Below are 24768 nucleotides of genomic sequence, written 5' to 3' on the forward strand. Positions count from 1 at the left end.
TTTTAGCGTGATCTTCTGTGAAAGAAGATCATCGCTATACTCATCGCAATAACTCCTAAACAGAACATCGGCACAATCTGGCTCCAAGCAATCGCCCAAGAGATGTCCTTTAAAAAAACACCTTTGATCAGAACAAGATAATATTTAAGCGGTGTAAGTGCCGTTAAAGGCTGCAACCATGAAGGCATATTTTCCACAGGTGTCGCAAAACCTGAGAGTAAAATCGAAGGAAGCAAGAAAACAAAGGAGCCTAAGATAGCTTGTTGTTGGGTATTGGAAATGGCTGAGATGAACAAGCCAATGCCTGAGATAGAAAATAAAAAAACAATAACGCCTGTATACAAAATGGTTAAAGAACCCATGAGCGGAACGCCAAAAAGATACAGTGCCGCCAGTAAAATTAAAAGGGACTCCGTTATGCTAATCAACAAAGCAGGAACTAGTTTTCCAATAAGAATTTCAAACGGTCGTAGCGGAGAGACAAGGATTTGATCAAAGGTTCCTAGTTCTCGCTCTCTTGCAATTGATAGAGCTGTTAATAACATCGCAACAACCATCGTAATCGTGCCAAAAAGATTGGGAACAATCCACCAAAAATTACTCAAATTAGGGTTAAAAAAGAAGCGCGTTTGAATGCTAACAGCGCTCGATGTAGGTTGTTTGCTCAGAAAAAAGGTTTGCACGATACTGCTTAAATAGCCCTCTGTAATTTGAGCGGTGTTGGAGCGTCTGCCATCGAGTAAGAGTTGAACATTTGCCTTAGCGCTTAATAGCTCTTTACCAAAACCACTGGGAATGACAAGGACAGCTAAGACTTTTTGGGTATTGATGAGCTCTGAAATTTCATCTTGATGGTGAACACGAAGCAGTGTTTGTACATAAGGTGAGCCTTTGAACGCTTGAATCAGCTCTTGGCTCGTATGTGTTCCATCTTGATCAAAAATAGCCAAATCAATATGCTTCACTTCCAAGGTTGCAGCAAACGAAAACATTAGCACTTGAATCAAGGGAGGTACAATCACCACAAAAAGGCTTTTTTTGTCATTTTTGATCGCTAATGCCTCTTTACGAATCAGTGCGAATAATCGACCTATCATTCCAACCCCTTCTTTGTTTTCTTCACCACAAGGGTAAAAAAGAAAAGTCCGACCACAAACATACATGCCATATCTTTGATGAAAATTGAAGGGATATTCCCCACCAGAAAAATTGTCTGCAAGGACTCTACAAAATACCGTGCAGGGATGACATATGTGAAAAATTGTAAAGCGATAGGCATATTGTTAATTTCAAACAAAAAGCCTGACAGTAAAAAAGCAGGTAAAAAGCCCGCTATGATGGAAACTTGCGCCGCAACAAATTGATTTTTAGCAATGGTGGAGATGAGCAAACCAATGCTAAGTGAGGGGAACAAGTAAAAAGCACTGAGTAAAAGCAAAATGCCAAAATTTCCATTAAAAGGGATCTCATACCAAAAATAAGCCATCACAAAACATAAAAGCATCGAGCCCAACCCCAAAATAAAATAAGGGATTAATTTTCCTAGAAGAATCTCCATCATCGATGTAGGCGTTGCCATGAGCGCCTCCATCGTACCTCTTTCCCATTCTCTGGCTATGACTAATGCGGTAAGCAAAATGCCAATAAGTGTCATGACAACACTGATGGAGCCAGGAATCAGAAAGTACCGGCTCGAAAGCGGTGGATTGAACCAATAACGAGGCACAATCGTGATACCACGTGAAGGCATAATGCCCTCTTCAATCGCCCACGTTTGAATGATTTTAGAGGCATAATTTTGAGTCAACCCACCCGTATTGGGTTCGGTTGCATCGATGAGGATTTGAATGCTATAATCGTTGTGTTTGCCAAAGGACTCAGGCACTTCCAAAACGCCTTTAAGTTCATTATCTTGAAGTGCTTGCATCAGCTCTTGTTTGCTGTAAGCAATGTGCGTCTTAAAAAAAGAAGAGCCAACAAACGAAGAAACTAAGTCGTGTGCCTCTTTGGTGTTACTTTTATTGATAATCCCTAAAGGAATATTGCGCGCATCTAACGAGACGGCATAGCCCATTAAAAACAGTAAAATCAACGGCAAAATGACCGCAATCAAAATGGCACTAGGATCACGGATGATTTGCAAACTCTCTTTCACTAAAAGTGCAAATAGTCGTTTGCGGTTCATCTGTTTTCTTTCTTATTGTAAGTTTCGATTAAATGGATAAAGGCCTCTTCCATTGTTGCGTCACTTGAGACGTGCTGTTTCAATTCATCTGGGGTTCCTGTGGCTATGGCTTTTCCATGATAAATCAGCATAATACGATCACAATACTCTGCTTCGTCCATAAAGTGCGTTGTCACCATCACCGAAACACCTTTTTTTACAATCCCGTTAATATGCGTCCAAAACTCTTTTCGCGTGATAGGATCAACCCCACTGGTAGGCTCATCTAAAAAACAAGACAGAAGGTTCATGCATCAAGGCACAAGCAAGTGCTAAACGCTGTTTAATGCCCAAAGGTAACAGTTCTGCTTTTGTTCCTAAATGCGATTTAAAATCAAAGGTTTCAATGATATCCTGAATCTTTTGCGTATACTGTTTCCCGCTCAAGCCGTAGATGCCTGCAAAAAATTCTAAATTATTGATGATATTTAACGTACCATAGAGTGAAAATTTTTGTGCCATGTACCCAATGTATGAACGTACCGCTGCGCCTGCCGTGTAAAGGTTTTCACCCATCACCAACGCGGTTCCCTCGGTTGGAACCAGCAGCCCACACAACATCTTAAACGTGGTTGATTTCCCCGCACCATTGGGTCCTAAAAAACCAAAAATTTCTCCTCGTCCAATCTTAAAATCAATATGATCTGTCGCTATAAACTTTCCAAATGTTTTGGTTAGATTTTTTTGCTTCAATCAAATAGCCTTGATACTCTTTTTTGGGTGCCATTTGATTTGCTAAAAGCGATTCTGGCTCGGTCTTAACACCGAGTAATCGCACAAAAGCATCTTCAAATGTAGGCGCACATACCACAAAACTCGCCTTGCTATCGTATTCGCTTAGATGTGAAGTTGGAAAGGATGTTCCTTCTTTAAGATTGACACGAATGGTATTGCCTACCAAAACAGCGTCCATCACATCAGGGGCATGTAAAAGGTGGGTAAGAAGCCTTCGTTTATCGGTGCTGATAGTGCTCACAAGATAGACTTCTCCCTTAAGAGGTTCTTTCATTTTCTGTGGCAATCCTTGATAAAGAGAGACTCCATCATTCAGTAAGATAACCGAATCACACTTATCCGCTTCATCGAGATACGACGTTCCCCACAAGACCGCAACATCTTCTTCCAAAAGTGTTTGGATCATCTCCCAAAGATTGATGCGCGAAATCGGATCAACCCCGACACCAGGTTCATCCAGAAGGAGAAGCTTTGGCTTTTTAATCAAAGCACACGCGAGTCCTAATTTTTGTTTCATTCCACCTGAGAGCGCACCCGCTTTGCGTGTACGAAACTCTAAAAGCGATGTAAACTCCAATAACTCTTGAATACGCTCTTTGGGCGCTTCCACATCTTGTAACGTGGCATAAAGTCGCAAATTTTCATCCACGCTCAAATCTTCATAGAGTCCAAATTTTTGAGGCATATACCCAATTTGTTGCAAAAGAGAGCTTTGCGTACACGGCATTAAGGTTCCTAAAATTTCCAATTTTCCAGAAGTTGGGGCTAGCAGTCCTGCTAACATGCGTATTAACGTCGTTTTTCCAGCGCCATCAGGGCCTACAAGTCCTGTGATTTTTCCCGTTTCGATGGAAAAATCAAGCGCATGAAGCGCTGGTGTGTCTTTATTAGGAAAGATTTTAGAGAGCTGTTCCGCCGTGACGATGGTCATTTTTGGGTATCTTCTTTACATTTAATGGTAACGGGCATCCCTTGTTTTAAATGCGAATCTGGGTTTTTAATAATCACACGAAAACGGTACACAAGATCAGGACGAAGTTCCGTCGTCTCAATATTTTTAGGGGTAAATTCTGCGACAGCAGAGATAAACCCAATACTGCCTTCATAAGGTTCTTTACGTGAATCAATGTAAACTAACATAGACTCACCTTGCGTAATTTTGTCTAAAAGCGGCTCAGCCACATACGCTTTGACCCAATATTCGTCTTCCAAAGCAATTTCCAAGATACTCTGAGCTGCACTCACGATGGATGAGGGCTCTTTATAACGCGCAAGGACAGTTCCTTTGGTTGGTGCATACAGTGTTGCATCCTCTATGTCATGCTCTACGCTTTTGGCTTGGGCGACCAATGACAACACGGTTGCCTTTTGCACTTCAATATCTTCCTCGCGATAACCTTTACGTTCTAACTCATAATAACTGAGCGCTTTATCGTAACTGGCTTTGGCTTGATCGTACTGTGTTTTGGCAGATATATAATCTTGCTCTATTGTGGCATCGACCTTTAAAAGCTTTTCTTGTCTGAGATAAATATCTTTCATTCTCGCTAAGGCTGCTTGTGTCTCTTCAACACTGGCCTTTGCTTGCGCAATTTCTTCAGCACGGTACCCTTGGGTAAGCTTTGCTAAGGTCGCTTTTGAAGCCATGATTTGTGCGTTGAGATTGTCTAATTGATAGTGTAACGCGGTAGTATCTAAGTTCACTAAAGGTTCACCTTTGCTGAAAGACTGACCCTCATCTTTGGCGATACTTTGAATCGTCCCTAAAAATCGAAAGGATAAATCTTGCGTACGGTTTTCAATGTTCCCGTAAAAAACCAATGGCTTTTCTTGCCCTTTGACGTGGCTGTAGTAATAATACCCGCCTCCACCTAAAATAACCAGTAGTAAAAATAAGGCTAATTTTTTCATGCTTGATCCCTTTTTGAAACCAATCCCCAAAGAATATATTCCGTATTCTCAAGAATCGTGCGAATAATAATGTCCATATTTTCTTCTTGATCTTCCTCTAAAAAAGGCATACGTTGCATGATGGTGATTTGTTGTACGCTAAAAATGACAATTTGACCCAGCAGTGTATGCGTTCTTGCCCTCACGTCAGGTGAAGTCATCGCTTGTTGGCTAATACGTGCAATCAAATCATCTATGATAGTAAGTATTGGCTCTAAGCCTTGTTGATACAACAGTTCAAACCCCTTTGAAGGCGTCATTTGCTCTCTGATGATAATGCGGTGCAAATAATTATTTTCTTTGAGCCTGCCGATAATCAATCGTGCAATCATCTCCAAAAGATGTTTCAACCAATAAATATAAAACGCATCTGAGGCGACGGCATCTTTTTGCGCCGCGTTAAAAGCACTCGTAAATTCATTTGCTCTTTGCGCCATCATTTCTGTAATGTTATTCACAACTGCTAAATAAAGCTCTTCCTTACTTCCATAATAGTAATTAATTGAGGAAATATTGACATTGGCTTCTTTAGCAAGTTCTCTCACCGAAACATCTTCCAGCGAGCGTTCTCCAAAAAGCCTGTACGCTGTTTGCAATATCTTCTCTTTCGGTAATTTTGATTGGGTGGAATTTTTCAGCAAATCTGTACTCCTTCGCCACTTTATTGGTGAAAGCTTAACATAAACAGTTGTTTAAGTCAAACGTTTGTTTGAATTTTATACTCAGGCCTCCGTAGAGAGTGATTCATCGCACTTTTGCATCATAAAAAGATAGGTCAAAACTATTTTTACATGTAAAACTTTAGTATTATAATGCCACTTTGATACAATTTCGACCGCTATTTTTTGCCTCATATAACGCTAGATCAGCGCGTGAAATTATCACGGTATCGGTATCGTTTTCTTTATCACTAAACCAAAGGTGTGATGCGATCGTTTGGCGCGGGCTAACTCCTGCGATAAAACTTCATCAAATTTTGCACGATTGTAAAGACCTGTAAGTTTATCGGTAATGGCAAGAGTTGCCAGTATCTCTTTATTTTTAAATACTTTTTTGTTTGAGCGCTCTAGCAGGTAAGCACCCAAAATTCCAAAAGACGTTGAACAAAGAATCCAAAACAGATGCAGTATAAAGGCTTGAGGGGAAAGATATGCGTTGGAAAAAAAAGAAATAAAAATGATCACACTGACACTGATAATAGCAAGAAAAAGCCTTAATCCGGAAAGAATAAAAACCCAAAAAATAATGAAATACGTTTCGGGTGTATAAAGGGTGGATTCTTCAAATTTTGAAAGAATCAGAAAATTTCCAAGACTCGCACCAATGGGAATTAATATCAGAAAATATGTCAATATAGCGTGATACTTTTCAAAAAAAGTCAATCCTATAATCACCAGTATAGCAGGACAAAGAAAATACAAATGGATCGAATGAACAAAAAATAACGATTTTGCAGGGACAAGAAAGGTATCAATTTGAGCATAGATATAATATAAAGTAGCCGTTAAAAGAGAGATATAACGAACTTGTAAAACCCTTGAAGATTGCATCCATTGATTGTATTTCACTGTATCAAACACTCTTTTTATCCTCAAGTATTATAAATATACCAAAAACAAGATAGATTAAATCAATCACTTGTGGACTAAATTTAAAATATTAATCAAGAAAAAGGATTAGTCTCTTTACATGTAAGAAATTTAGAGCGGGGTTTAAAGAAAAGAGGAGGTGCGGGAGCGTTAGAAAATCTGTGTCAATCTGGTAGTATTTTAACTACAAAAGGATTGAAAGATGGAAATACAGATAGACACAGAGGCAATATTACAACAGATACGTGAGGGTAAAGCCCTCGGAGGGAAAGATGGGGCACTTGCTCCATTGATTAAGCAACTGACAGAAGCAGCACTGCAAGCAGAGATAGAATCACATCTCACGCAAGATTTAGCAAAGAACCGTAAAAATGGTACCAGCTCTAAAACCATGAAAAGCGAAATGGGCAGTTTTGAATTGGATGTACCACGAGATCGAGCAGGTACATTTGAGCCCCAAATCGTGAAGAAAAATCAAACCCATATGTCGGATCAAATAGAGCAAAAGATACTCTCACTCTATGCCCTTGGCAACAGTTACAGCCAAATAGCAGACCATATTGAAGAGATATACGGTGTCGGCTTCTCCAAAGCCACCATAAGTGCGGTAACGGATAAAATCCTACCCATGCTACAAGAGTGGCGTGTTCGTCCCTTGGAAGAGCTTTATCCTTTTATCTTCTTAGATGCCATTCACTATAAAGTTAAAGATGAAGGGAAATATATCTCTAAAGCATTTTATACCGTTCTTGGCATTAAGACCGATGGAAGAAAAGAGGTTTTAGGGCTTTATTTGGGTGAAAATGAGGGAGCGAAGTTCTGGCTACAGGTACTTACAGATTTGCAAAACCGTGGAGTGAAAGATATATTGATTGCCTCCGTTGATGGACTTAAAGGATTTCCTGAAGCCATTAATTCTGTGTTTCCTCATACCGAGGTACAGCTCTGTATTGTGCATCAGATACGCAACTCCATACGATTTGTAGGATCATTGCATCAGAAACAATTTGCCAGTGAACTCAAAGCTGTCTATCAAGCCTTTACTAAAGAAGAAGCTGAAAATGAATTAGACAAACTAGAAGAGAAATGGGGTAAAAAATACCCTATCGTGTTTCAATCATGGCGTAACAAATGGGATAATCTCTCACTGTACTTTCAATACCCAGAAGATATTAGACGCGTCATTTATACCACCAACATTATTGAATCGGTTCATCGTCAGTTTAGAACCCTCACAAAAACAAAAGGGGCATTTCCAAATGATGATAGCTTACTTAAATTATTGTTTATGGGAATTCAAAATGCGCAGAAAAAATGGACAATGCCTATTCGAAACTGGAGCCTAACCCTCTCTCAACTCTCTATTGTTTTCGAGGGCAGATTGGGCAAGGCTTTAAATTTATGATACAATTTTAGGAGCTACACGGTGCTGACACAGATTTCTGAACACTCCCGGAGGTGCAAAAAGCACCTCTTAAAGTTTTTAGATGTCTTGTTCAACCACTTCAACAAAGCGGTTGAAATAGCGCTCACAAATCGCTTCAACGCTTTTTGAAACATCATTACATGTAAAGCTATTTCCACCCACTGTTCCGATTTTTGTAACGCTAATACCGACATTTTTGGCCATTGCTTCAAATCCTGCTTCGTCATTGACTTCAACGATAGCGCGTGAGAAACTCTCCGCAAAAATGTCTTTAGTATCCTTACATGTAAAGTTACATGTAACGCCTTTTTTGCTTTTTGCAACCATCTTCGCCAAAGCGATGGCAATACCACCGACATTCACATCTTTAGCCGCATTCAAGAAACCTTTTTTATTGGCTTCGATCACAAGCTCCCAGAGTTTCAACTCTTTGTCGTAATTCAGCTCTGCGAGTGTTCCTTCAACTTTGCCGTACAACTCTTTCATATACAAGCTACCGCCAAAATCACTTTTTGTCTCACCGATCAGATAAACGCTTGCACCCTCTTTTTGGAAGCTGGACGGAAGTGTTTTGTTGGCATCATCATTCAAACCTACCATAACGATTGCAGGGGTTGGGAAAACACCCACACCGTTGGTTTCGTTGTACAAAGAGACGTTACCGCTGACAACGGGTGTGTTTAGTTTTGCACACGCCTCTTTGATGCCGTAACACCCTTGTGCAAACTGCCACATGACTTCAGGATTTTCAGGGTTTCCGTAGTTTAGACAATCGGTAATGGCAAGAGGTCGTGCGCCACTCATCGCTACATTTCGTCCACTCTCAGCCACCGCAGCCGCAGCACCCATTTTAGGGTCGATATAGTTATAACGTGGATTACAGTCGCTACTCATCGCAAGGGCTTTACCATTTTCTTTGATGCGAATTACACTCGCATCCAAACTTCCTGGTGCTTTAATCGTATTGGTTTGAACCGTCGAGTCATATTGGTTAAAAATCCATGTTTTATCGCTGACTTCAACGGAATTTAAAAGGGTGTCAAACGCTTTTTGGTTCTCAACTTTGGCAAAGTCATTAATGTTTGTGTTTTTAATAGTTGCCAAATAAGCTGGCTCTTTGGTTGGTCTGTCGTAAATCGGCGCTTGTTCGCTGACGGGTTGAACGGGCATATCAGCCACTTTTTCGCCATGCCAGAAGAGTTCCATGTTGCCCGTTGCGGTGACCTCACCGATAATTTCAGCATTGAGATCCCATTTTCTAAAGATATCAACGACTTTGTCCTCATACCCTTTTTTGGCACAAATGAGCATACGTTCTTGGGACTCTGAGAGCATAAATTCAAACGGTTGCATCCCCTCTTCACGTGCAGGCACACGATCAAGGTGCATAATCATACCGCTGCCACTGCGTCCTGCCATCTCAAAGGAGCTTGAAGTAAGTCCAGCCGCTCCCATATCTTGGATACCCACAATATAATCGGTTTTAAAGAGTTCTAAACACGCCTCTAAAAGAAGCTTCTCAGCAAAAGGATCACCGACTTGAACGGTTGGACGTAGGCTTTTGTTCGCTTCAGTAAAGCTATCGCTCGCCATAACAGCACCACCCAGACCATCACGTCCAGTTTTTGAGCCAACGTAAACGACAGGATTACCAAGGCCTTCTGCTTTTCCGTAAAAAATTTCATCACTTTTTGCAAGACCCAGCGTGAACGCATTCACCAAGATATTGCCATTGTAGCTCTCATCAAAGAATGTCTCACCACCAATGGTCGGAACACCCATACAGTTACCGTATCCACCAATGCCCGCAACGACACCACGGACAAGAAAACGTTGGTGACGTGACGTGTCATCGTTGTTGGTCACATTTCCAAAACGAAGGGAGTTCATGTTTGCAACAGGACGAGCGCCCATGGTAAAAACGTCTCTTAAAATGCCGCCAACACCCGTTGCCGCACCTTGGTAAGGCTCGATAAAACTTGGGTGATTGTGAGATTCCATCTTAAAGACCGCTGCCATACCATCGCCGACATCAATAACACCTGCATTTTCACCCGGTCCTTGAATGACCCATGGCGCTTTGGTAGGAAAGCCATTAAGGTATTTTTTACTGGATTTATACGAGCAGTGCTCACTCCACATGGATGAGAAGATGCCAATCTCCAAAAGATTTGGCTCACGTCCTAAAATATTCAAAATATTTTCATATTCGTCTTTGGTTAACTTATGTTTTTTTAACACTGCGTCTAAATTTTCCATGGATTGTTGCCCTATGTGATGTAATTAAAATAGGCTTATTGTACAAAAAAGGAGCTAAAAGTTAGTTTTGATCTAAAAAGGCCACCAGCGCTTCAGCAGTCATAGGTTTTGCAAAAAGATAGCCTTGCATACTATCACACCCATTTTCAATGAGAAAGGCTTTTTGCGCTTGTGTTTCAACGCCTTCGGCCAATACTTCAAGTTCAAGTGTTTTACCCAAAGCAATAATTGCTTTAGCAATAGCTTGATCATCCTTGGCTTCTGGTAAATCTTTGATAAAAGAACGATCAATTTTAAGCTTATGCAACGGTAGCTGTTTGAGGTAACTGAGAGACGAATACCCTGTACCAAAATCATCAATTGAAATTTTGTAGCCCAAATTTTCAAGTTTTTGTAACGTTATAGCAAATTGTTTAGGATTGCTCATAAAGCAACTCTCGGTTACTTCGAGCTCTATGGTTAAAGCACTCACGCCAACATTCTCACGTATTGCTTCAATTTTCTCAACAAAATCATCTTCTTCGATTTGTACACTGGAAATATTGATAGCAACAATGACATCCTCAAATAAATTTTGTTGAGACCATGTGTTCAACTGTTCTAACACTTTTTTAAAAATCAATAATCCAAGGGGAATGATCAATCTTGTCTCTTCTGCTCTTGCAATAAAACTATCTGGCATCATCATGCCATTAATAGGATGTTGCCACCGAACAAGTGCTTCAAGACCTGTAATTTTGTTTGTATAAAGATTGACTTCAGGTTGAAAACAAACGATCAATTCGTCATTATCAATCGCTTCTTTTAGGTCATTATCTAACTTGGAAACATTTAAAAGGTGTTCTGTCATAGAAGATGTATAAAAGGCATAACATTTTTTGCTACTCATTTTTTTAGCTTCGTACATCGCGGTATCTGCATTTTTCAAGAGGGACTCAAAACTCTTACCATCTTGTGGACAACACGCTACACCCATGCTTGTAGTCACCTTGAAATGTTCTATAGCAACGTCAAGGGGAACAGTCAAACTATTGGCTAATTTTTCACACAATGCTTCTACATGTAAATGGCCATTTGTCAAAATAACAAATTCATCGCCACCTACACGGGACATAAAATCAGTTTCAGATAAACACGATAAAAAGCGTTCAGCCACTAATTGAATAACTTTATCACCTAATGTGTGACCATACATATCATTGATCGTTTTAAAACGATCCAAATCTAGAAATATAAAAGATAATGCAGGCTCATTGACTAAACGTTTTTCAAGCTCTTGTTTCAAAAAAACACGATTTGGCAGTTTTGTCAAAGGATCATTTAGAGCTAAAAAAAGCACCTCTTGTTGTGCATTTTTACGATCACTAATGTCACGATGCGTTCCAGCAAGTCTTAATGCAGCACCCATTTTATCGCGTTCGACGACAGCACCTGAGCCTTCTATCCAAACCCAATGTCCATTTTGATGACGCATACGAAACTCTATAACATAAGGCTTATTATTTCGAATTGTATTTTCAATAGCATTGTGCGCAATCATTTGATCATCAGGATGAATTCGATTTGACCAATCCGTATCTATGTCATCAATATCTTCTCGTTTTAAGCCTAAAAAAGAGAGCCATATATCATTGACAATATGGGTATGATGGACATAATCCCAATCCCAATACCCTAAATTGGCACCTTGAATGACATGCTCCAAACGTTGTTCATTTTCTTTAAGTTTTTTTTGCATGGATTCAATTTGAAGAATTTTTGTTTTAATCAAACTATAAAGCAGCACTGATGTGATGAAAACAAAAAAGAAACCTTTATAGGTTGAGAGTGTTGCAAAGAGAGTGGTATTAGTAACAAAATACTCTACTGCATGATCTGAAAAATAGATCCACAACACAGAGAAAAGAGCATAAATAATCACAATACGTAAAGGGTTCATGTTAAACAACATAGGTTTGCTCGCTCTTTCTGAAATTTCTCTTGATCTATTATACAATAGGATAATAGATATTTATGGTATTTTGATATAAATTCAGATAAAATCCAAGCTTCAAATTAACTGTGAGGCGGTACCTTTCATGTTCGGTATGGGTATAGGAGAAATCCTTGTTATTGTAATTATTGCGATTATATTTTTAGGTCCAGAAAAACTTCCAGAGGCAATGGTCAAAGGTGCAAAATTTTTTAAAACACTGAAAACCAGCATCAATGACGTCAAAAGTACCTTTGAACAAGAGATGAAAATTCAAGAGCTTAAAGAAGAAGCAATCACCTATAAGAAAAAACTAGATGAAGCAACGGCAAGTGCTCGTAAAGTGATCACATTTGATGAGCTTGAAGAGATTAAAAAAACGACACAAGGCGTCAATGACTCGTTAAAAGAGCTTGAAAATAGTGTCAAAGAGAGTGCTTCCCTTGAATCTTCTGCCACTCCCGTCACTCCACAACAACCTGTGATTGTTGAAGAAACCCCTAAAGAGATCAAGAAAGAGGTAAATGCATAATGTTTGATGAGTTAAAACCCCATTTAGCTGAACTTCGTAAAAGACTTTCGATCGCCTTACTGGTTATTTTAGTAATGTTTATTGTCTGCTTTGCCTTTTGGCAACCCATCCTTGCATGGATGATCGCTCCTCTTAAAGCGGTTCTTCCTGAAGGAAGTAATGTCATTTTCACAGGCGTACAAGAACCTTTTTTCACCGCAATGAAAGTTGCTTTTTTTGCAGGATTTATTCTCTCATTGCCCGTTATCTTTTGGCAATTTTGGCTTTTTGTTGCCCCAGGTCTTTATGAGAATGAAAAAAAGTTGGTCATTCCTTTTGTGCTCGCAGCCACAACAATGTTTACCTTAGGTGCCTCTTTTTGTTACTATGTTGTCGTTCCTTTAGCCTTTGCCTTTTTGATTGGTTTTGGTAGTGCTTTGTTTACTGCGCTTCCTAGCATCGGCGAATACGTTGGTTTTTTCACCAAATTCTTAGTAGGATTTGGACTCTCTTTTGAAATGCCTGTTGTCATCTTTTTCTTTGCAAAATTGGGACTTGTCGATGATAAAGGACTCAAAGAGTTTTTTCGCTATGCCATTATTATTATCTTTGTCGTTGCAGGTATTTTAACCCCTCCTGATATTTTGTCCCAATTTTTAATGGCAGCTCCTCTGCTTATTCTTTATGGTATCTCTATTTTGGTCGCTAAAGCGGTAAATCCGTACATTCCACCAGAAGTTGATGAAACTGAAGATGATGATGAAACTGAAGATGATGAAGAAACAAAAAGCGAGGAATAGACCATAGACCCGCTTTTAAAATCGACTTACGACTACACACTTCCGCCAGAGCTTATCGCCACACATCCGGTTGAACCCAGAGATGAGGCGAGGCTTTTGGTGTTTGATCGAAAAACTGGTCGCATCACGCACACGCTTTTCAAACATCTTTTTGACTTTTTACCCTCAGACATTGCGATTCTTCTCAATGACACTAAGGTCATTAAGGCACGTATTTTTGGCAAAAAAGAGAGTGGCGGTGAAGTCGAAGTGCTTCTCAACGCCCCACTACAAGAAAATTGCTACTCTGTTTACATCAGAGGTCGTGTTAAAGCAGGAACTGAGCTCTTTTTTGATGAACATATGCACGCAAGAATTATCGAACTCAAAGAGGATGGTACCCGTGTGGTTGCATTTTTTCAAGAAGGCAAAGCTTTACATACCAAAGCGCTCTTTGATGTACTCGAAAAAATTGGACATATTCCACTTCCTCCGTACATCAAACGAGAAGATACCAATGAAGACAGTGTGGATTACCAAACAGTTTTTGCTAAAGAGCAAGGTGCGGTTGCTGCACCAACCGCTTCATTGCACTTCACCGATGCAATGTTTAAAGCGTTAAAAAAGCGTTACGAAACCCATTTTTTAACCTTACATGTAGGAGCAGGAACCTTTAAACCCGTCGAAGCGGAACACATCAAAGATCATGTGATGCACTCCGAGATTTACGCCATTCCTTCGCTTACATGTAAACTCATTGAAAGCCCCAAAAACATCTTAGCCGTGGGGACAACCGTCACACGAACGGTAGAGTATTTTGCTAGAACCAAAGTGCCAGTAGGAAAATGCGACCTCTTTTTGCATCCTCAAAATCCCCCTATTCGCGTCAATCATCTTTTAACGAATTTTCATCTTCCCAAATCAACATTGATTATGCTGGTAGCGTCCTTTGTGGGAATCGAGAAAACACTTGCACTCTATAAAGAAGCCGTCGAAGAGAAGTATCGCTTTTTCTCTTACGGCGATGCGATGCTAATTTTATAGTGTCAATCTTTCTTACGACACAATAACCTTTCTCGTTATAACCTTTAAGGTTACAATGACTAAAATGTAACTTCCCTAGACAATAAAACCTGCTTACGTAATCCAAAAAGTTGTACTAAAAGAGGTCATAATGTTCACTCAAATAGAAATAACAACGGTATGTAACGCAAAATGTTTTTACTGTCCTCAAGATACACTACCTCATAGCCATATGTCAGAGGAGTGTTTTAATCAGATTGTCCAATCCGAAAAAAAGCCTACCTTGCTCTTGCTTCAAGGTACAGGGGAACCACTGATGCATCCTTCTTTTTGGAAAATGGTTATCTTTGCTAAAGAGAGAGAGCACCGTATCGGTATTATCACTAACGGTAGTATAGACATAGACCCTAAGCATCTTTTCTTATTAGATACTATCGGCTTTTCTCTGGATACCCTAGATGAAGCCCTTGCCAAACGAAGTGGCAGAACCTCTCCCTCTCAAACCCTTAAACATCTTTTAGCGTGCCATAGCTTAACCCCTAAAAAGATTAAACTTTATGCCGTAAATTATGGGCAAAATCTAGAACCTCTTATAGCTTTTGCGAAAGAGCAGAATATTCCTCTTGCTATTCAACAGATACAACCTAAAAAGAGTTATCAAGCACATTACACCACAGAACCTTTACCTTATACAACCTACCAATGTACCTACTTAGAAAATAAAAAGATGCATTACTATTTTGTAGATGGAACCAAAGCTCCTTGTTGCTTTATGATTGATGCTACAAAAGTTTTACCAATTAAACAGATACGGCAACACCTAGAACAAAAGAATGTTCCCCCATGTTGCACACAATGTGGAGAGTTGACAGGGATAAAACGGCTTTATATATAAGAAATGAAATTCAACACAAAGGGGCACAAAGTGGTGAAGAAAATAGGGCGGCATAATCTAGATAATGGTTTACATGTAAAGATAAAAGAGGAGAAAAAAATATGATAGGACTACTCATATTGGTTATCGGAGTTGGATATTACTATTTATCCAAATTCATTATTAAAAGCACCTATGAAAAATACGGCACAAAAAAAGCCAAATACATTGCAACAGCAATCATGGTGCTGATACCTACTTGGGATATTGTTTTAGGTTATCCCATTTATGCGTTTTTATGTCTGACCAATTCAGGTGTAAAGATATACCAAAGCATAGATAATGTTGAGGGTTTTTATATTGGCGAAGAACATGGAACGTATGGCGAAATACCGCCATTACCATATCATGGATATCGTTTTATAGATTATAAAAAGAGGAAAAATTCTAAAGAACCTTATAAATACTATAGGGTTTCTTGGGTAAATACTAATATGACTAGTGAATGTATTCAAATAGGAAATGCCTCTAGTCAATATGATCTTAATTTATATAAACATGGCAAATGTGTCATAAAAGAGGAAATACCTGAGAGTGAAGTAAGCCAGTGGGAGTGGGATGATCATAAAAGTATCAGAAAAAAGATTGTTCCCATCGTTAATATTTTTATCAGAATAACAGCCATTCATGATAGAAAAAATAATGTGAATATAGCAGAAAGTATCGGTTACAGTTTGGATAGTAACTGGTTCTGGGGAAATATACAAAATATAACAAGTTCCAAAGGAGCATTCGCATCTTGTGGCAGCACAAATGGTATGTTAGAAAATACATTAAAACCAAAAAAAGGAGACAAATAAAATGGCAACGATTAAAGAGTATTTAGATTACGCAGAGCTAGCCCAAGCGAGTTACGGTAAAATAAAGGGGTCAGGGCTAAACTTTAAACTTTTGAGCCATTGAAGCAAAAGACTCTCTCATTGTGAGAGTAAATCTTTACATGTAAAAAAATGCAAGAGTATTTTTGAAGATTATGCTTTCATATCGAGGAGGCTTCCAAGCATCTCATTTTGAGTTTTAATCGTTTCAACATTCGCTTTAAAACTTTTATCAATAGCGATTTGATCGGTAAATTCTGTTGTTAAATCAGTGCCGTTGGTTGATTGACTGCTTTGTGCGACAATGGCATCATTTTGATTGGTAATCGTTGTTTGCGTTGCATTATAATTGTCTGTGTTCACATTTGCAACATTTTGTGCACTGTTGTTCATCCAGTTTGACATTGCTGTCATGGCAGTAGAATTAATTTGCATGCTGACTCCTTTCTCTCTTTGTGCAACTATACTCTACTTCGCTTGAAGGGAAAATAAAGAAAATAATCGATCTATTTTAGAAGGGTTTTGAGTGTCTCATTCAGCTCTGCGATCAATTTTGTATTGGTCTCTTTTGAAAAGGCAAAATACAAATCGCTCTCTTTGAGAACATAAACAACTTCATATTCGGAGAGATCATTTCCCATTTCTCGGAGAAGTTGCCATACTGCCTCAACACCAAAAGCAATGGCATCGACACGGTTTTCCTTAAGCTTTTTTAGCTGAGAAGTGAGATTGGCAAAACGATCCAATTCTTCAGCACGAAAACCAATATCAAATAAAGCTTTTTCAGTTGAAGTACCTGGAATGGTGGCAATTTTATAGCTATGTAAGGCATCAGGCGATGCGATAATCATATGTTTACTTTTTTTGGCAATAACTCCCAATGTCATTTTTCCAATAGGACCAACCCATTGAAACAAAGCTTCACGCTCATGGATACGAGCCATACTGTAGATCATCGTATTTTTTTTATTTAAAACTTCATGATAACCAATCGTCCAAGGTAAAAGGTAAATGTTATTTTCAAAAATTGTATGGCCACTTTTTTGGAATAATTGCTCTAACAAAAGAGTTGCTTGACCCTTAACCTTTCCATTTTCTAAAAAATTATAAGGGGGATTTTGTTCCGTATAGACTTTAAAAACCTCGGCAGACAAAGAAAAAACATAAAAGAAATAAGAGAAAAAAAGATTTCATTACTTATCTTTAGGTCGGTTGAGTGATTTCCAAGTATAAATAAACATATCAAAATTTTCAAGTAAAATATTGGCAATATCGGGATCAAACTGAGAACCTGACATCATCACAAAATAGTCTTTAACCGCCTTTTCTTCCCAAGGCTCTTTGTAGACACGTCTATCTAAAAGGGAATCAAAGACATCCGCCACCGCACAAATACGCCCGACTAAAGAGATATCTTCGCCTTTTTTACCATAAGGATACCCTTTTCCATCCCAACGCTCATGATGTTCAAGTGCAATGGTTGCCGCTAATTGCATGAGTGCAAATTCAGAGTCAACTAACATCGTATGCCCCAATAGAGAATGGCTTTGCATCATTTCCCACTCTTGTAGTATCCAGTTTTGAAGGTTTATTGAGAATTTCATCACTGATGCCAACTTTACCTATATCATGCAACACAGATGCCATTTTAACCTTTTCACACTCTGCTTCATCATGACCTAAAAATTTACACAAAAGATAACAAAATTCTGCTACACGTCTCAAATGTTGACTGGTCTCTTTAGATTTAAGCTCCGCAATGGAAGCTGCAAGATATGTCATTTCATGGTTAAGTTTACGTACTTCTTCCGTTTTATCATTGACTTCTTCTTGCAAATGAGATTGGAGTTGATACAATGCTATATGTGTTTTAACTCTTGCTTTTAAGACCTTTGCATGAAAAGGCTTTGAAATAAAATCAACAGCACCTAAATTAAACCCAATCTCTTCAAAATCTCTCCCATCATTCGCAGTGAGAAAAATGACAGGAATCGCATGTGTTTTTTCATTGAGCTTCAATCTACGACAAACTTCATACCCTGTCATCAAAGGCATATTAATATCCAATAAAATTAAATCAGGAAGGACAGTTTCAGCTAATAAAATCCCTTTTTTACCCTCTTTTGCAGCATAGACTTCATATTCATTCAGTAAAGAACTCAGCATTTCAATATATTCAGGAGTATCTTCAATCACCAAAATTTTAGCCATACGTTATCTCCTCGTTTACACGTGCTAAATGTTCCAATGCTGCTTCAAAATCAAAAGATTTACACGCAAGAAGTAGCATTTTAAAGACTTCATGTTCGCGCAGTATCTCAACTGAAGACAATTGCTCTACTAGAAGATTTATTTTTGATACATTTGATATTTCAAGGGCGTCTTTAAGCTCTTTGAGTGATCCTTCTAAAGAATATTCTGAAGATTGTGCATGTAACATTTGATACATTGTAGGATCGATTCCATTATACTCATCTCGCAGTGTCGTTAACAAAGAGTGATGCTCATTTAAAACAGCTTCAAGTAGATTGTCTTGAATACTTGTGTTCTCTTTTAAAGATTTTTCAAAGAGACACAATGTCTCTTCAAGAAGAGACACACCTATCGTACCACTAAGTCCTTTGACCGTGTGTACATAATCAAGAAGTGTTGTTAATGCTTCTTTTTGGATGAATTCATGAAGCTTCTCAGGAAGAAGAAGATAGGTCTCATAAAAACTGCAAAAAAGCTTTTGCCATAGTGCTTCATTACCACCTAATTTTTTGATGGCTTCTTTTTTATTAAAATGTAATTTAACACGTTTTTGAGTATTGACTTGCTGTTTAGGAGCGATGGAAAGGCTTACATGTAAAACCTCTAGCAGCGTGCCATAAAAGTCTTCAATATCAAAAGGTTTACCAATGTGTGCATCCATACCCGATTGAATGCATTTTTCAATATCTTGCACCATTACATTAGCCGTCATTGCCACAATAGGCGTTAAAATATTAAGTTCTTTTCGAATAATGCGTGTAGCTTCATACCCATCCATCAAAGGCATCTGAACATCCATCAAGATAAGATCAAATGGATGCGCCTGTTCTTGAATGATTTCAACAGCTTCTAACCCATTGCGTGCAATTTCAACTTTAGCATGGGTTTCTTTGAGCAGATAGGTTGCAACTTCAAGGTTAATATCATTATCTTCTACAACCAAAATACGCTTTTGAGAAAGATCAATCTTTGAAGGATCGAACAGTGATGTTTGAGAACTTCCTGCCGATAATGCAACAAGTTCATCATAAAGCATTGAAGGATTGATCGGTTTTTTCAAACAAGATTTGATTCCAGCACCGTAAATACGGTTTTTAATCTCAGCATCATCATTGGTTGCAAGCATCAAAACAGGAGGCATATCAACTAAAGCGACCTGTTGGAGCAACTGTTCATAAAAAGAGACCCCATTCATACCTTTTGATAGTTCAGAATCAAGGATGATGAGCTGATGCGGTTTATCGATGGTTTTAATCTGCGAAGCAACATCATCACTACTTTTTTGAACAGTGACAAAAAAACCAAATGAACGAATAAAATCACACAGCATATCACTCTCTTTTTTCTGATCAATGATCAGTAAAATGCGCAGTGGCTCATAGGCATTGGCTGCATTATTATTTTCATGCTGTAAATCAAGCCCTTTTGCAAGAGGCAGGCTAATCATAAAACTAAAAAGGCTTCCTCTTCCTTCTTCACTTTCCAGTGTGATATGTCCATGCATCATTGAAGCAAGCTGAGTGCAAATATAAAGCCCTAGTCCTGTCCCTCCATGTTTGCGTGTGACTGAAGCATCCAGTTGCCCGAAGGCTTTAAAAAGGAGTGACTGTTTTTCTTTTGGAATGCCAAGGCCACTATCTTTGACATGAAAAGTCAAGGTTGAAGTAGCATCGTCATTGACCTTTTCATCTACGCTTAAAATAACAGCGCCTTCTTTCGTAAACTTAATGGCATTGCTTAAAAAATTATTGATAATTTGCATGATTTTGCATGGATCACCTTTAAAAAAGCGATTGCTCTCCACAAAATCACATTGAAAACCAATCCCCTTTTCTTTAGCAAGAACGGAGAAAATTGAGCAGCTTTTTTTAAGTTCTTTATGCAAATCAAATGCAACTGATTCAACTTCCATCTTGCCTGCTTCGATTTTCGAAAAATCCAAAACATCATTGATGATGCGAAGCAACACAGAAGAGGCTTCTTTGATCTTATTGACATAGCTTAATTGCGTGCTATTCATGGCTGTTTTACGCATAAGATGTGACATACCCATGATAGCATTCATGGGTGTACGAATCTCATGACTCATATTGGCTAAGAATTCAGATTTGTACCGACTGGCATCTTCAAGTTCTTTCGTTCGTTGTTTGACCTTCTCATCAAGTATTTCATTCTCATGTTTTAAAGAGTCAAACAAGCTTTTAAGCTGAATTCTTGTCTTGTCGAGCGCAAAACCAAGCGTTCCTATTTCGTCATTTTCATCCCAACGAAAAGGCTCATCAAGTTTTTGATGTGCTAAAAGAGTGGAGTGCTCGACTAAGCGCCTAATCGGTTTAATAATTTTATAGTAGTAAATCCAAGAGATCAGCACGACTAAAAAGAAGATTTGTAAAAAAAGGATGTAGCCAAAGAGTGACATATCCGCCATAATAGAAGCAATGAGATCTTCACGAATAAAGCCCATTTCTAAACTTCCTACGACAATATTATCTTTTTCCAGTTTTTTTCGTAAAAGAAGAATGTTGTCGTCATTTCCACTCTTATTCTTATTTTCCCAACCTAAAAAAAGTTTGCCATCACTATCATCAACATGAACAAATTGTAACTTTGGATCAAGAAGGAGTTGATCAAGCATTTTTTGCCCAAGTTCGGGATAAAAATTCCATAAAGACTCAACAAAAATAGCAGAAGAAAGATTAAATTTTTTGGTATTGAGTGTTGTAAACTCTTCTTGTTTATGTTTGTAAGTGCTATTGGCATATGTCAGCATCAAAAGCGGTAGAGGCAATAGCAGCGAGATAACAATCATCACCGCTAATGCCTGCAATAAGGAGACACGATACAACATTGCTCTAATCATACGTCAAGACTCTTTTCATAAGACTTTTATAACAAGCCAAAATAGCACTAAAGAACAGAAGAAGGCTCTGAGCAATAAACTATATTGGGCAAACTATAGCATTTTAAAAGCTATAGTGTCAATTCTCAAAGATGAATACGCTCTTCTTTTTTAACAATATGTACTTTAGTGTCAATATTTTCATGCAAATAGGCTTTAAAAAGCTCTTGTTTATCGGTTTCACCATGGATTAAATAGATCAGATTGAGACCTGAAATTTGTTTGATCCAAGCCAATATATCCACACGGTCTGCGTGCGCAGAAAATCCATTAATCGTGTAAACTTTTGCACGCACTTTGATATCTTCACCATAAATGCGAACAAACTCCTCTCCATCAACAATATTACGTCCCAATGTCCCATGAACTTGAAATCCCACAAAAATAATGGCATTTTTGGGATTCCAAATGCGTTGTTTAAGATGGTGTACAACCCTTCCACCATTGCACATACCACTTCCTGCAATAATAATAGCGCGTTTTTCAACATCATTAATTTCCATCGAATCTTTTTTACGTAACGTATATTGAAGCTCTGGAAAATCAAAAGGGTCATCCCCCAAACTGACGCGTAAGCCTAATGTTTTATTCAGTTCTGCAGGATATTTTTTATAGATTTTTGTTGCTTCAATGGCAAGAGGACTGTCTAAAAAAACGTGGCAGTTATGCAACGATCCCTCTTGGTGCATCTGATGCAATAACCATAAAATCTCTTGTGTTCGCTCCAACGCAAAAGAAGGGATGACGACATTTCCACCTGCATCAATCGTCTGAGTGATCGCCTCTTTAAACTCTTTGATACTCTCCTCTAACACTTTATGCTCTCTATCACCATACGTTGATTCAACAAAAAGTGCATCTGCATGTTTAATAGGGCTGAGATTATTGAGAAGTAGGCGGTTTTTGCTTCCCAAATCGCCCGAGAAAACAACACTTTTATGTAAAGTGTCTTCTTCATAATTGACCTCAACAAAGGCACTTCCCATAATATGACCTGCATTATGAAGGCAAAGCTTTACCGAAGGGGTGAGTTTAATGGTTTCATCGTATAGAACCCGACGAAGTTTTTTTGTAAAGACTTGCTCCACATGTTCTTTCGTATAAAGCGGCTCTTGCACACTGTTTTCATCGCCTCGTCGAAGTGCCTTTCTCAGTAATGTTTGGTACTCTTCTTCAAGTAAACCTGCACTATCTAAAAGCATAATATAGGCAATATCGAGCGTTGCATCGGTTGCGATAATCTCGCCATGGAACCCCTCTTTAACCAGTTTTGGTACACGTCCAATATGATCAATATGCGCATGCGTTAAAACCAAATAATCAATCAACGTAGGATCAAACGGAAAAAGCTCATAATTGTCATGCCAATTTTCGCCCTGAATCATTCCACAATCTATCAAAATCTTTAGTGAATCAACTTCCAATAAGTGACATGAACCTGTAACCATTGATGCTGCACCATACGATGTGACATTTGCCATAATAATTCCTTTAATGTATAAATTTGTCGATAATCTCTTTGTATTTTTTTTCTATAACGTGACGTTTCTTTTTGAAAGTATTCGTCAACTCTTCACCTACTTTGAACTCTTGGTCTAAGAAATGAATATTTTGGAGCTTTTCGAAAGGTTTAAATCCTTGTCCTTGATGCAAGAGATCGTTCATCTCACTTTTGATTTTAGCCACAATCTGTTTATCTTCCATGACCTGTTCAATATTATAGACCACTTTATCAAAATGAGATGCAATATACTCTTTTAATTTTTCAAAATCAGGCACAATAAGCGCACCTAACCCTTTTTTTGTATGACCTACTAAAATAGCATCCGTAATAAAAGGCAGCATGGCTATCGTTGATTCAATACGGCTAGGATCAACATTTTCACCACTTGCAAGCACGATCATCTCTTTAGATCGACCAGTAATGACCAGCTCACCTTTGATGGTCAATTTTCCAAGATCACCTGTTTTAAAAAAGCCATCTTCACTAAAACTTTTAGCATTTTCTTCGGGGTTATGGTAATAGCCTTGCATGACTTGCTCACCTTTAACCCAAATTTCCCCAATTTCGCCTGCACCGACTAACGCACCTTCTTTGTCAACAACCACAAGTGTTGTACCGCGCACAGGCAAGCCCAATGTTGAAAATGTATTGCACTGCAACGCACGTCCTGCAATCGTTGGCGCACACTCTGTCATACCATAGGCATTGACAATACGAATGCCAATCGCATCAATCCATGTATCTAAAAAATCAGGAAGTGCTCCGCCTCCACTCACAGCCAAACGAAGTCTTCCCCCAAATTTTTCCTGCACAAGTGCTAATTTTTTCTGAGCTATAGCATTGAATGGACTCAGCACTAAACGTTTGAAAAAGGCAATGGTTTTATCTTTACATGTAAAGAGTATGGAGCGCTTTTTAAAACAGGGTAATTCGTCTTTTAAAACACGATCTGCTCGTTTATAAGCAGCCGAAATAGCAACCAATTTGTTAAAAAGTTTCGCTTTCTTAGGATCTTTTTTTTCTAAAGCCGTGTTAATCTTTGTGTACATAGACTCCCATAGTCTAGGAACTGTAGCCACAATCGTTGGTTTATACTGTTCTAAATCAGCCGCAAATGTTTTAATGGTCGAATAAACCGTACAACTCCCTTTTGCGATTGAAAGATACTCGGCGGCCCGTTCAAAAATATGCCATGAAGGGAGAATCGAAACCCAAACATCATCACACTCAAGGGCAATGAGTGGAGGCAATTCTTCGACATTGTACATAATGTTTTTGTGGGAGATAATGACACCTTTGGGAATACCCGTTGTTCCAGATGTATAAATCAATGTCACAATATCTTCTTCATCCAAAAGCGCTTTTCTCGCGCAAAAAGCTTCAATTTCATCTGCATGAATTGTTCTATCTTTTAACAGATCGTGATAAGAATAGAGATTGGTTAATAAAGAGTGAACCTTGGGTGCTTCAAGAATAAAAATCGCTTTAAGTTTAAGAGTATTGAGCATTGTTTCATGTCTTGTATAGACCTGTTCATTTTCAATAATCAAAAACTCTGCACCCGAATGCTCGAGAATAAATTCCAGCTCTTGTGTTGGAGTATCACATCCTCTTGGAATACTAATCGCACCCAAAGAGATGAGTGCAAAGTCAGTGACCATCCACTCATAGCGATTGTCACATAAAAACATAACTTTTGAGCCTTTACCTATCTTTTTGCTTTTAAAAGCACGCGAAAGGACTAAAACATCCTCAAATAATTTTTCATAGGTAACTTCAAACTCGTTATCTGTCACCTTATAAATAAAGGCTTTTCTCTCTTTATACTGCTCATAGGTCTTGACAAACATATGAAACAACGTGTTTTCTTCACGATGCAAGCACAATCCTTA

The 24768-nt window shown here is 38.5% G+C and carries 21 protein-coding genes and 1 pseudogene; 6 read left to right on the top strand and 16 right to left on the bottom strand.

Annotated elements, in window-relative coordinates:
* Positions 1 to 2: 2 nt before the first annotated feature.
* The 8 genes from FA584_RS08340 to FA584_RS08365 form a co-directional block, all read right to left on the bottom strand.
* Positions 3 to 1097 carry an ABC transporter permease gene (locus FA584_RS08340; RefSeq protein WP_167749128.1) on the bottom strand — a complete coding sequence of 365 codons (1095 nt, stop codon included), beginning with the start codon at positions 1095 to 1097 and terminating at the stop codon, positions 3 to 5.
* Complete coding sequence (locus tag FA584_RS08345) at positions 1094 to 2185, bottom strand: ABC transporter permease (RefSeq protein WP_167749129.1); 1092 nt, start codon at positions 2183 to 2185, stop codon at positions 1094 to 1096. The genes FA584_RS08340 and FA584_RS08345 overlap by 4 nt, the downstream gene beginning before the upstream one ends.
* Positions 2182 to 2475: an ATP-binding cassette domain-containing protein gene (locus tag FA584_RS14975; protein WP_228448557.1), complete on the bottom strand. Its 294-nt coding sequence runs from the start codon at positions 2473 to 2475 to the stop codon at positions 2182 to 2184. Before FA584_RS14975 ends, FA584_RS08345 begins: the two co-directional genes overlap by 4 nt.
* Positions 2447 to 2917: an ABC transporter ATP-binding protein gene (locus tag FA584_RS14980; protein WP_228448558.1), complete on the bottom strand. Its 471-nt coding sequence runs from the start codon at positions 2915 to 2917 to the stop codon at positions 2447 to 2449. The genes FA584_RS14975 and FA584_RS14980 overlap by 29 nt, the downstream gene beginning before the upstream one ends.
* Complete coding sequence (locus FA584_RS14985) at positions 2859 to 3890, bottom strand: ABC transporter ATP-binding protein (protein WP_228448559.1); 1032 nt, start codon at positions 3888 to 3890, stop codon at positions 2859 to 2861. Before FA584_RS14985 ends, FA584_RS14980 begins: the two co-directional genes overlap by 59 nt.
* Positions 3887 to 4870 carry an HlyD family secretion protein gene (locus FA584_RS08355; protein ID WP_167749130.1) on the bottom strand — a complete coding sequence of 328 codons (984 nt, stop codon included), beginning with the start codon at positions 4868 to 4870 and terminating at the stop codon, positions 3887 to 3889. The genes FA584_RS14985 and FA584_RS08355 overlap by 4 nt, the downstream gene beginning before the upstream one ends.
* On the bottom strand, positions 4867 to 5550 hold the full coding sequence (locus FA584_RS08360; RefSeq protein WP_167749131.1) for a CerR family C-terminal domain-containing protein: 684 nt from the start codon (positions 5548 to 5550) through the stop codon (positions 4867 to 4869). The genes FA584_RS08355 and FA584_RS08360 overlap by 4 nt, the downstream gene beginning before the upstream one ends.
* Before the next feature lie 240 nt (positions 5551 to 5790).
* Complete coding sequence (locus tag FA584_RS08365; RefSeq protein WP_167749132.1) at positions 5791 to 6489, bottom strand: GGDEF domain-containing protein; 699 nt, start codon at positions 6487 to 6489, stop codon at positions 5791 to 5793.
* Between the two features lie 211 nt (positions 6490 to 6700).
* Here FA584_RS08365 and FA584_RS08370 point away from each other — a divergent pair, with 211 nt between their 5' ends.
* Positions 6701 to 7903, top strand: coding sequence for an IS256 family transposase (locus FA584_RS08370; protein ID WP_167749133.1), 1203 nt, complete (start codon positions 6701 to 6703; stop codon positions 7901 to 7903).
* Positions 7904 to 7981: 78 nt separating this feature from the next.
* Here FA584_RS08370 and purL read toward each other — a convergent pair whose 3' ends face one another.
* A complete protein-coding gene (purL, locus tag FA584_RS08375; RefSeq protein ID WP_167749134.1) occupies positions 7982 to 10183 on the bottom strand; it encodes a phosphoribosylformylglycinamidine synthase subunit PurL in 2202 nt (733 codons plus the stop codon).
* 61 nt (positions 10184 to 10244) lie between these two features.
* Positions 10245 to 12134, bottom strand: coding sequence for a putative bifunctional diguanylate cyclase/phosphodiesterase (locus tag FA584_RS08380; RefSeq protein WP_167749135.1), 1890 nt, complete (start codon positions 12132 to 12134; stop codon positions 10245 to 10247).
* A 127-nt stretch (positions 12135 to 12261) separates the two neighbouring features.
* Here FA584_RS08380 and tatB point away from each other — a divergent pair, with 127 nt between their 5' ends.
* The 5 genes from tatB (at position 12262) to FA584_RS08405 (ending at position 16202) form a co-directional block, all read left to right on the top strand.
* Positions 12262 to 12687: a Sec-independent protein translocase protein TatB gene (gene tatB / locus FA584_RS08385; RefSeq protein ID WP_096046875.1), complete on the top strand. Its 426-nt coding sequence runs from the start codon at positions 12262 to 12264 to the stop codon at positions 12685 to 12687.
* The gene (gene tatC / locus FA584_RS08390) at positions 12687 to 13466 is read left to right on the top strand and encodes a twin-arginine translocase subunit TatC (protein ID WP_167749136.1); all 780 of its coding nucleotides are present in this window, start codon (positions 12687 to 12689) and stop codon (positions 13464 to 13466) included. The genes tatB and tatC overlap by 1 nt, the downstream gene beginning before the upstream one ends.
* Positions 13467 to 13520: 54 nt before the next feature.
* Positions 13521 to 14489 (top strand): tRNA preQ1(34) S-adenosylmethionine ribosyltransferase-isomerase QueA, encoded by a 969-nt coding sequence (queA, locus tag FA584_RS08395; RefSeq protein WP_245394682.1) that lies wholly within the window; start codon positions 13521 to 13523, stop codon positions 14487 to 14489.
* Positions 14490 to 14619: 130 nt separating this feature from the next.
* Positions 14620 to 15363: a radical SAM protein gene (locus tag FA584_RS08400; protein WP_167749137.1), complete on the top strand. Its 744-nt coding sequence runs from the start codon at positions 14620 to 14622 to the stop codon at positions 15361 to 15363.
* 101 nt (positions 15364 to 15464) lie between these two features.
* Positions 15465 to 16202 carry a hypothetical protein gene (locus FA584_RS08405; RefSeq protein ID WP_167749138.1) on the top strand — a complete coding sequence of 246 codons (738 nt, stop codon included), beginning with the start codon at positions 15465 to 15467 and terminating at the stop codon, positions 16200 to 16202.
* Between the two features lie 171 nt (positions 16203 to 16373).
* Here FA584_RS08405 and FA584_RS08410 read toward each other — a convergent pair whose 3' ends face one another.
* The 6 genes and pseudogenes from FA584_RS08410 to FA584_RS08440 form a co-directional block, all read right to left on the bottom strand.
* Complete coding sequence (locus FA584_RS08410) at positions 16374 to 16655, bottom strand: flagellar basal body rod C-terminal domain-containing protein (RefSeq protein WP_096046878.1); 282 nt, start codon at positions 16653 to 16655, stop codon at positions 16374 to 16376.
* Between the two features lie 71 nt (positions 16656 to 16726).
* The gene (locus FA584_RS08415; RefSeq protein WP_167749139.1) at positions 16727 to 17374 is read right to left on the bottom strand and encodes a substrate-binding periplasmic protein; all 648 of its coding nucleotides are present in this window, start codon (positions 17372 to 17374) and stop codon (positions 16727 to 16729) included.
* Positions 17375 to 17413: 39 nt separating this feature from the next.
* Positions 17414 to 18431, bottom strand: a pseudogene (locus FA584_RS08425) (HD domain-containing phosphohydrolase).
* Complete coding sequence (locus FA584_RS08430) at positions 18424 to 21333, bottom strand: response regulator (RefSeq protein WP_167749142.1); 2910 nt, start codon at positions 21331 to 21333, stop codon at positions 18424 to 18426. The pseudogene FA584_RS08425 and the gene FA584_RS08430 overlap by 8 nt, the downstream one beginning before the upstream one ends.
* A gap of 125 nt (positions 21334 to 21458) precedes the next feature.
* The gene (locus FA584_RS08435) at positions 21459 to 22853 is read right to left on the bottom strand and encodes an MBL fold metallo-hydrolase RNA specificity domain-containing protein (RefSeq protein ID WP_167749143.1); all 1395 of its coding nucleotides are present in this window, start codon (positions 22851 to 22853) and stop codon (positions 21459 to 21461) included.
* 10 nt (positions 22854 to 22863) lie between these two features.
* A complete protein-coding gene (locus FA584_RS08440) occupies positions 22864 to 24756 on the bottom strand; it encodes an AMP-dependent synthetase/ligase (protein ID WP_167749144.1) in 1893 nt (630 codons plus the stop codon).
* Positions 24757 to 24768 lie beyond the last annotated feature (12 nt).

This window comes from Sulfurospirillum diekertiae, from assembly GCF_011769985.2.
In the GTDB taxonomy this organism is placed as follows: Bacteria; Campylobacterota; Campylobacteria; order Campylobacterales; family Sulfurospirillaceae; genus Sulfurospirillum; species Sulfurospirillum diekertiae.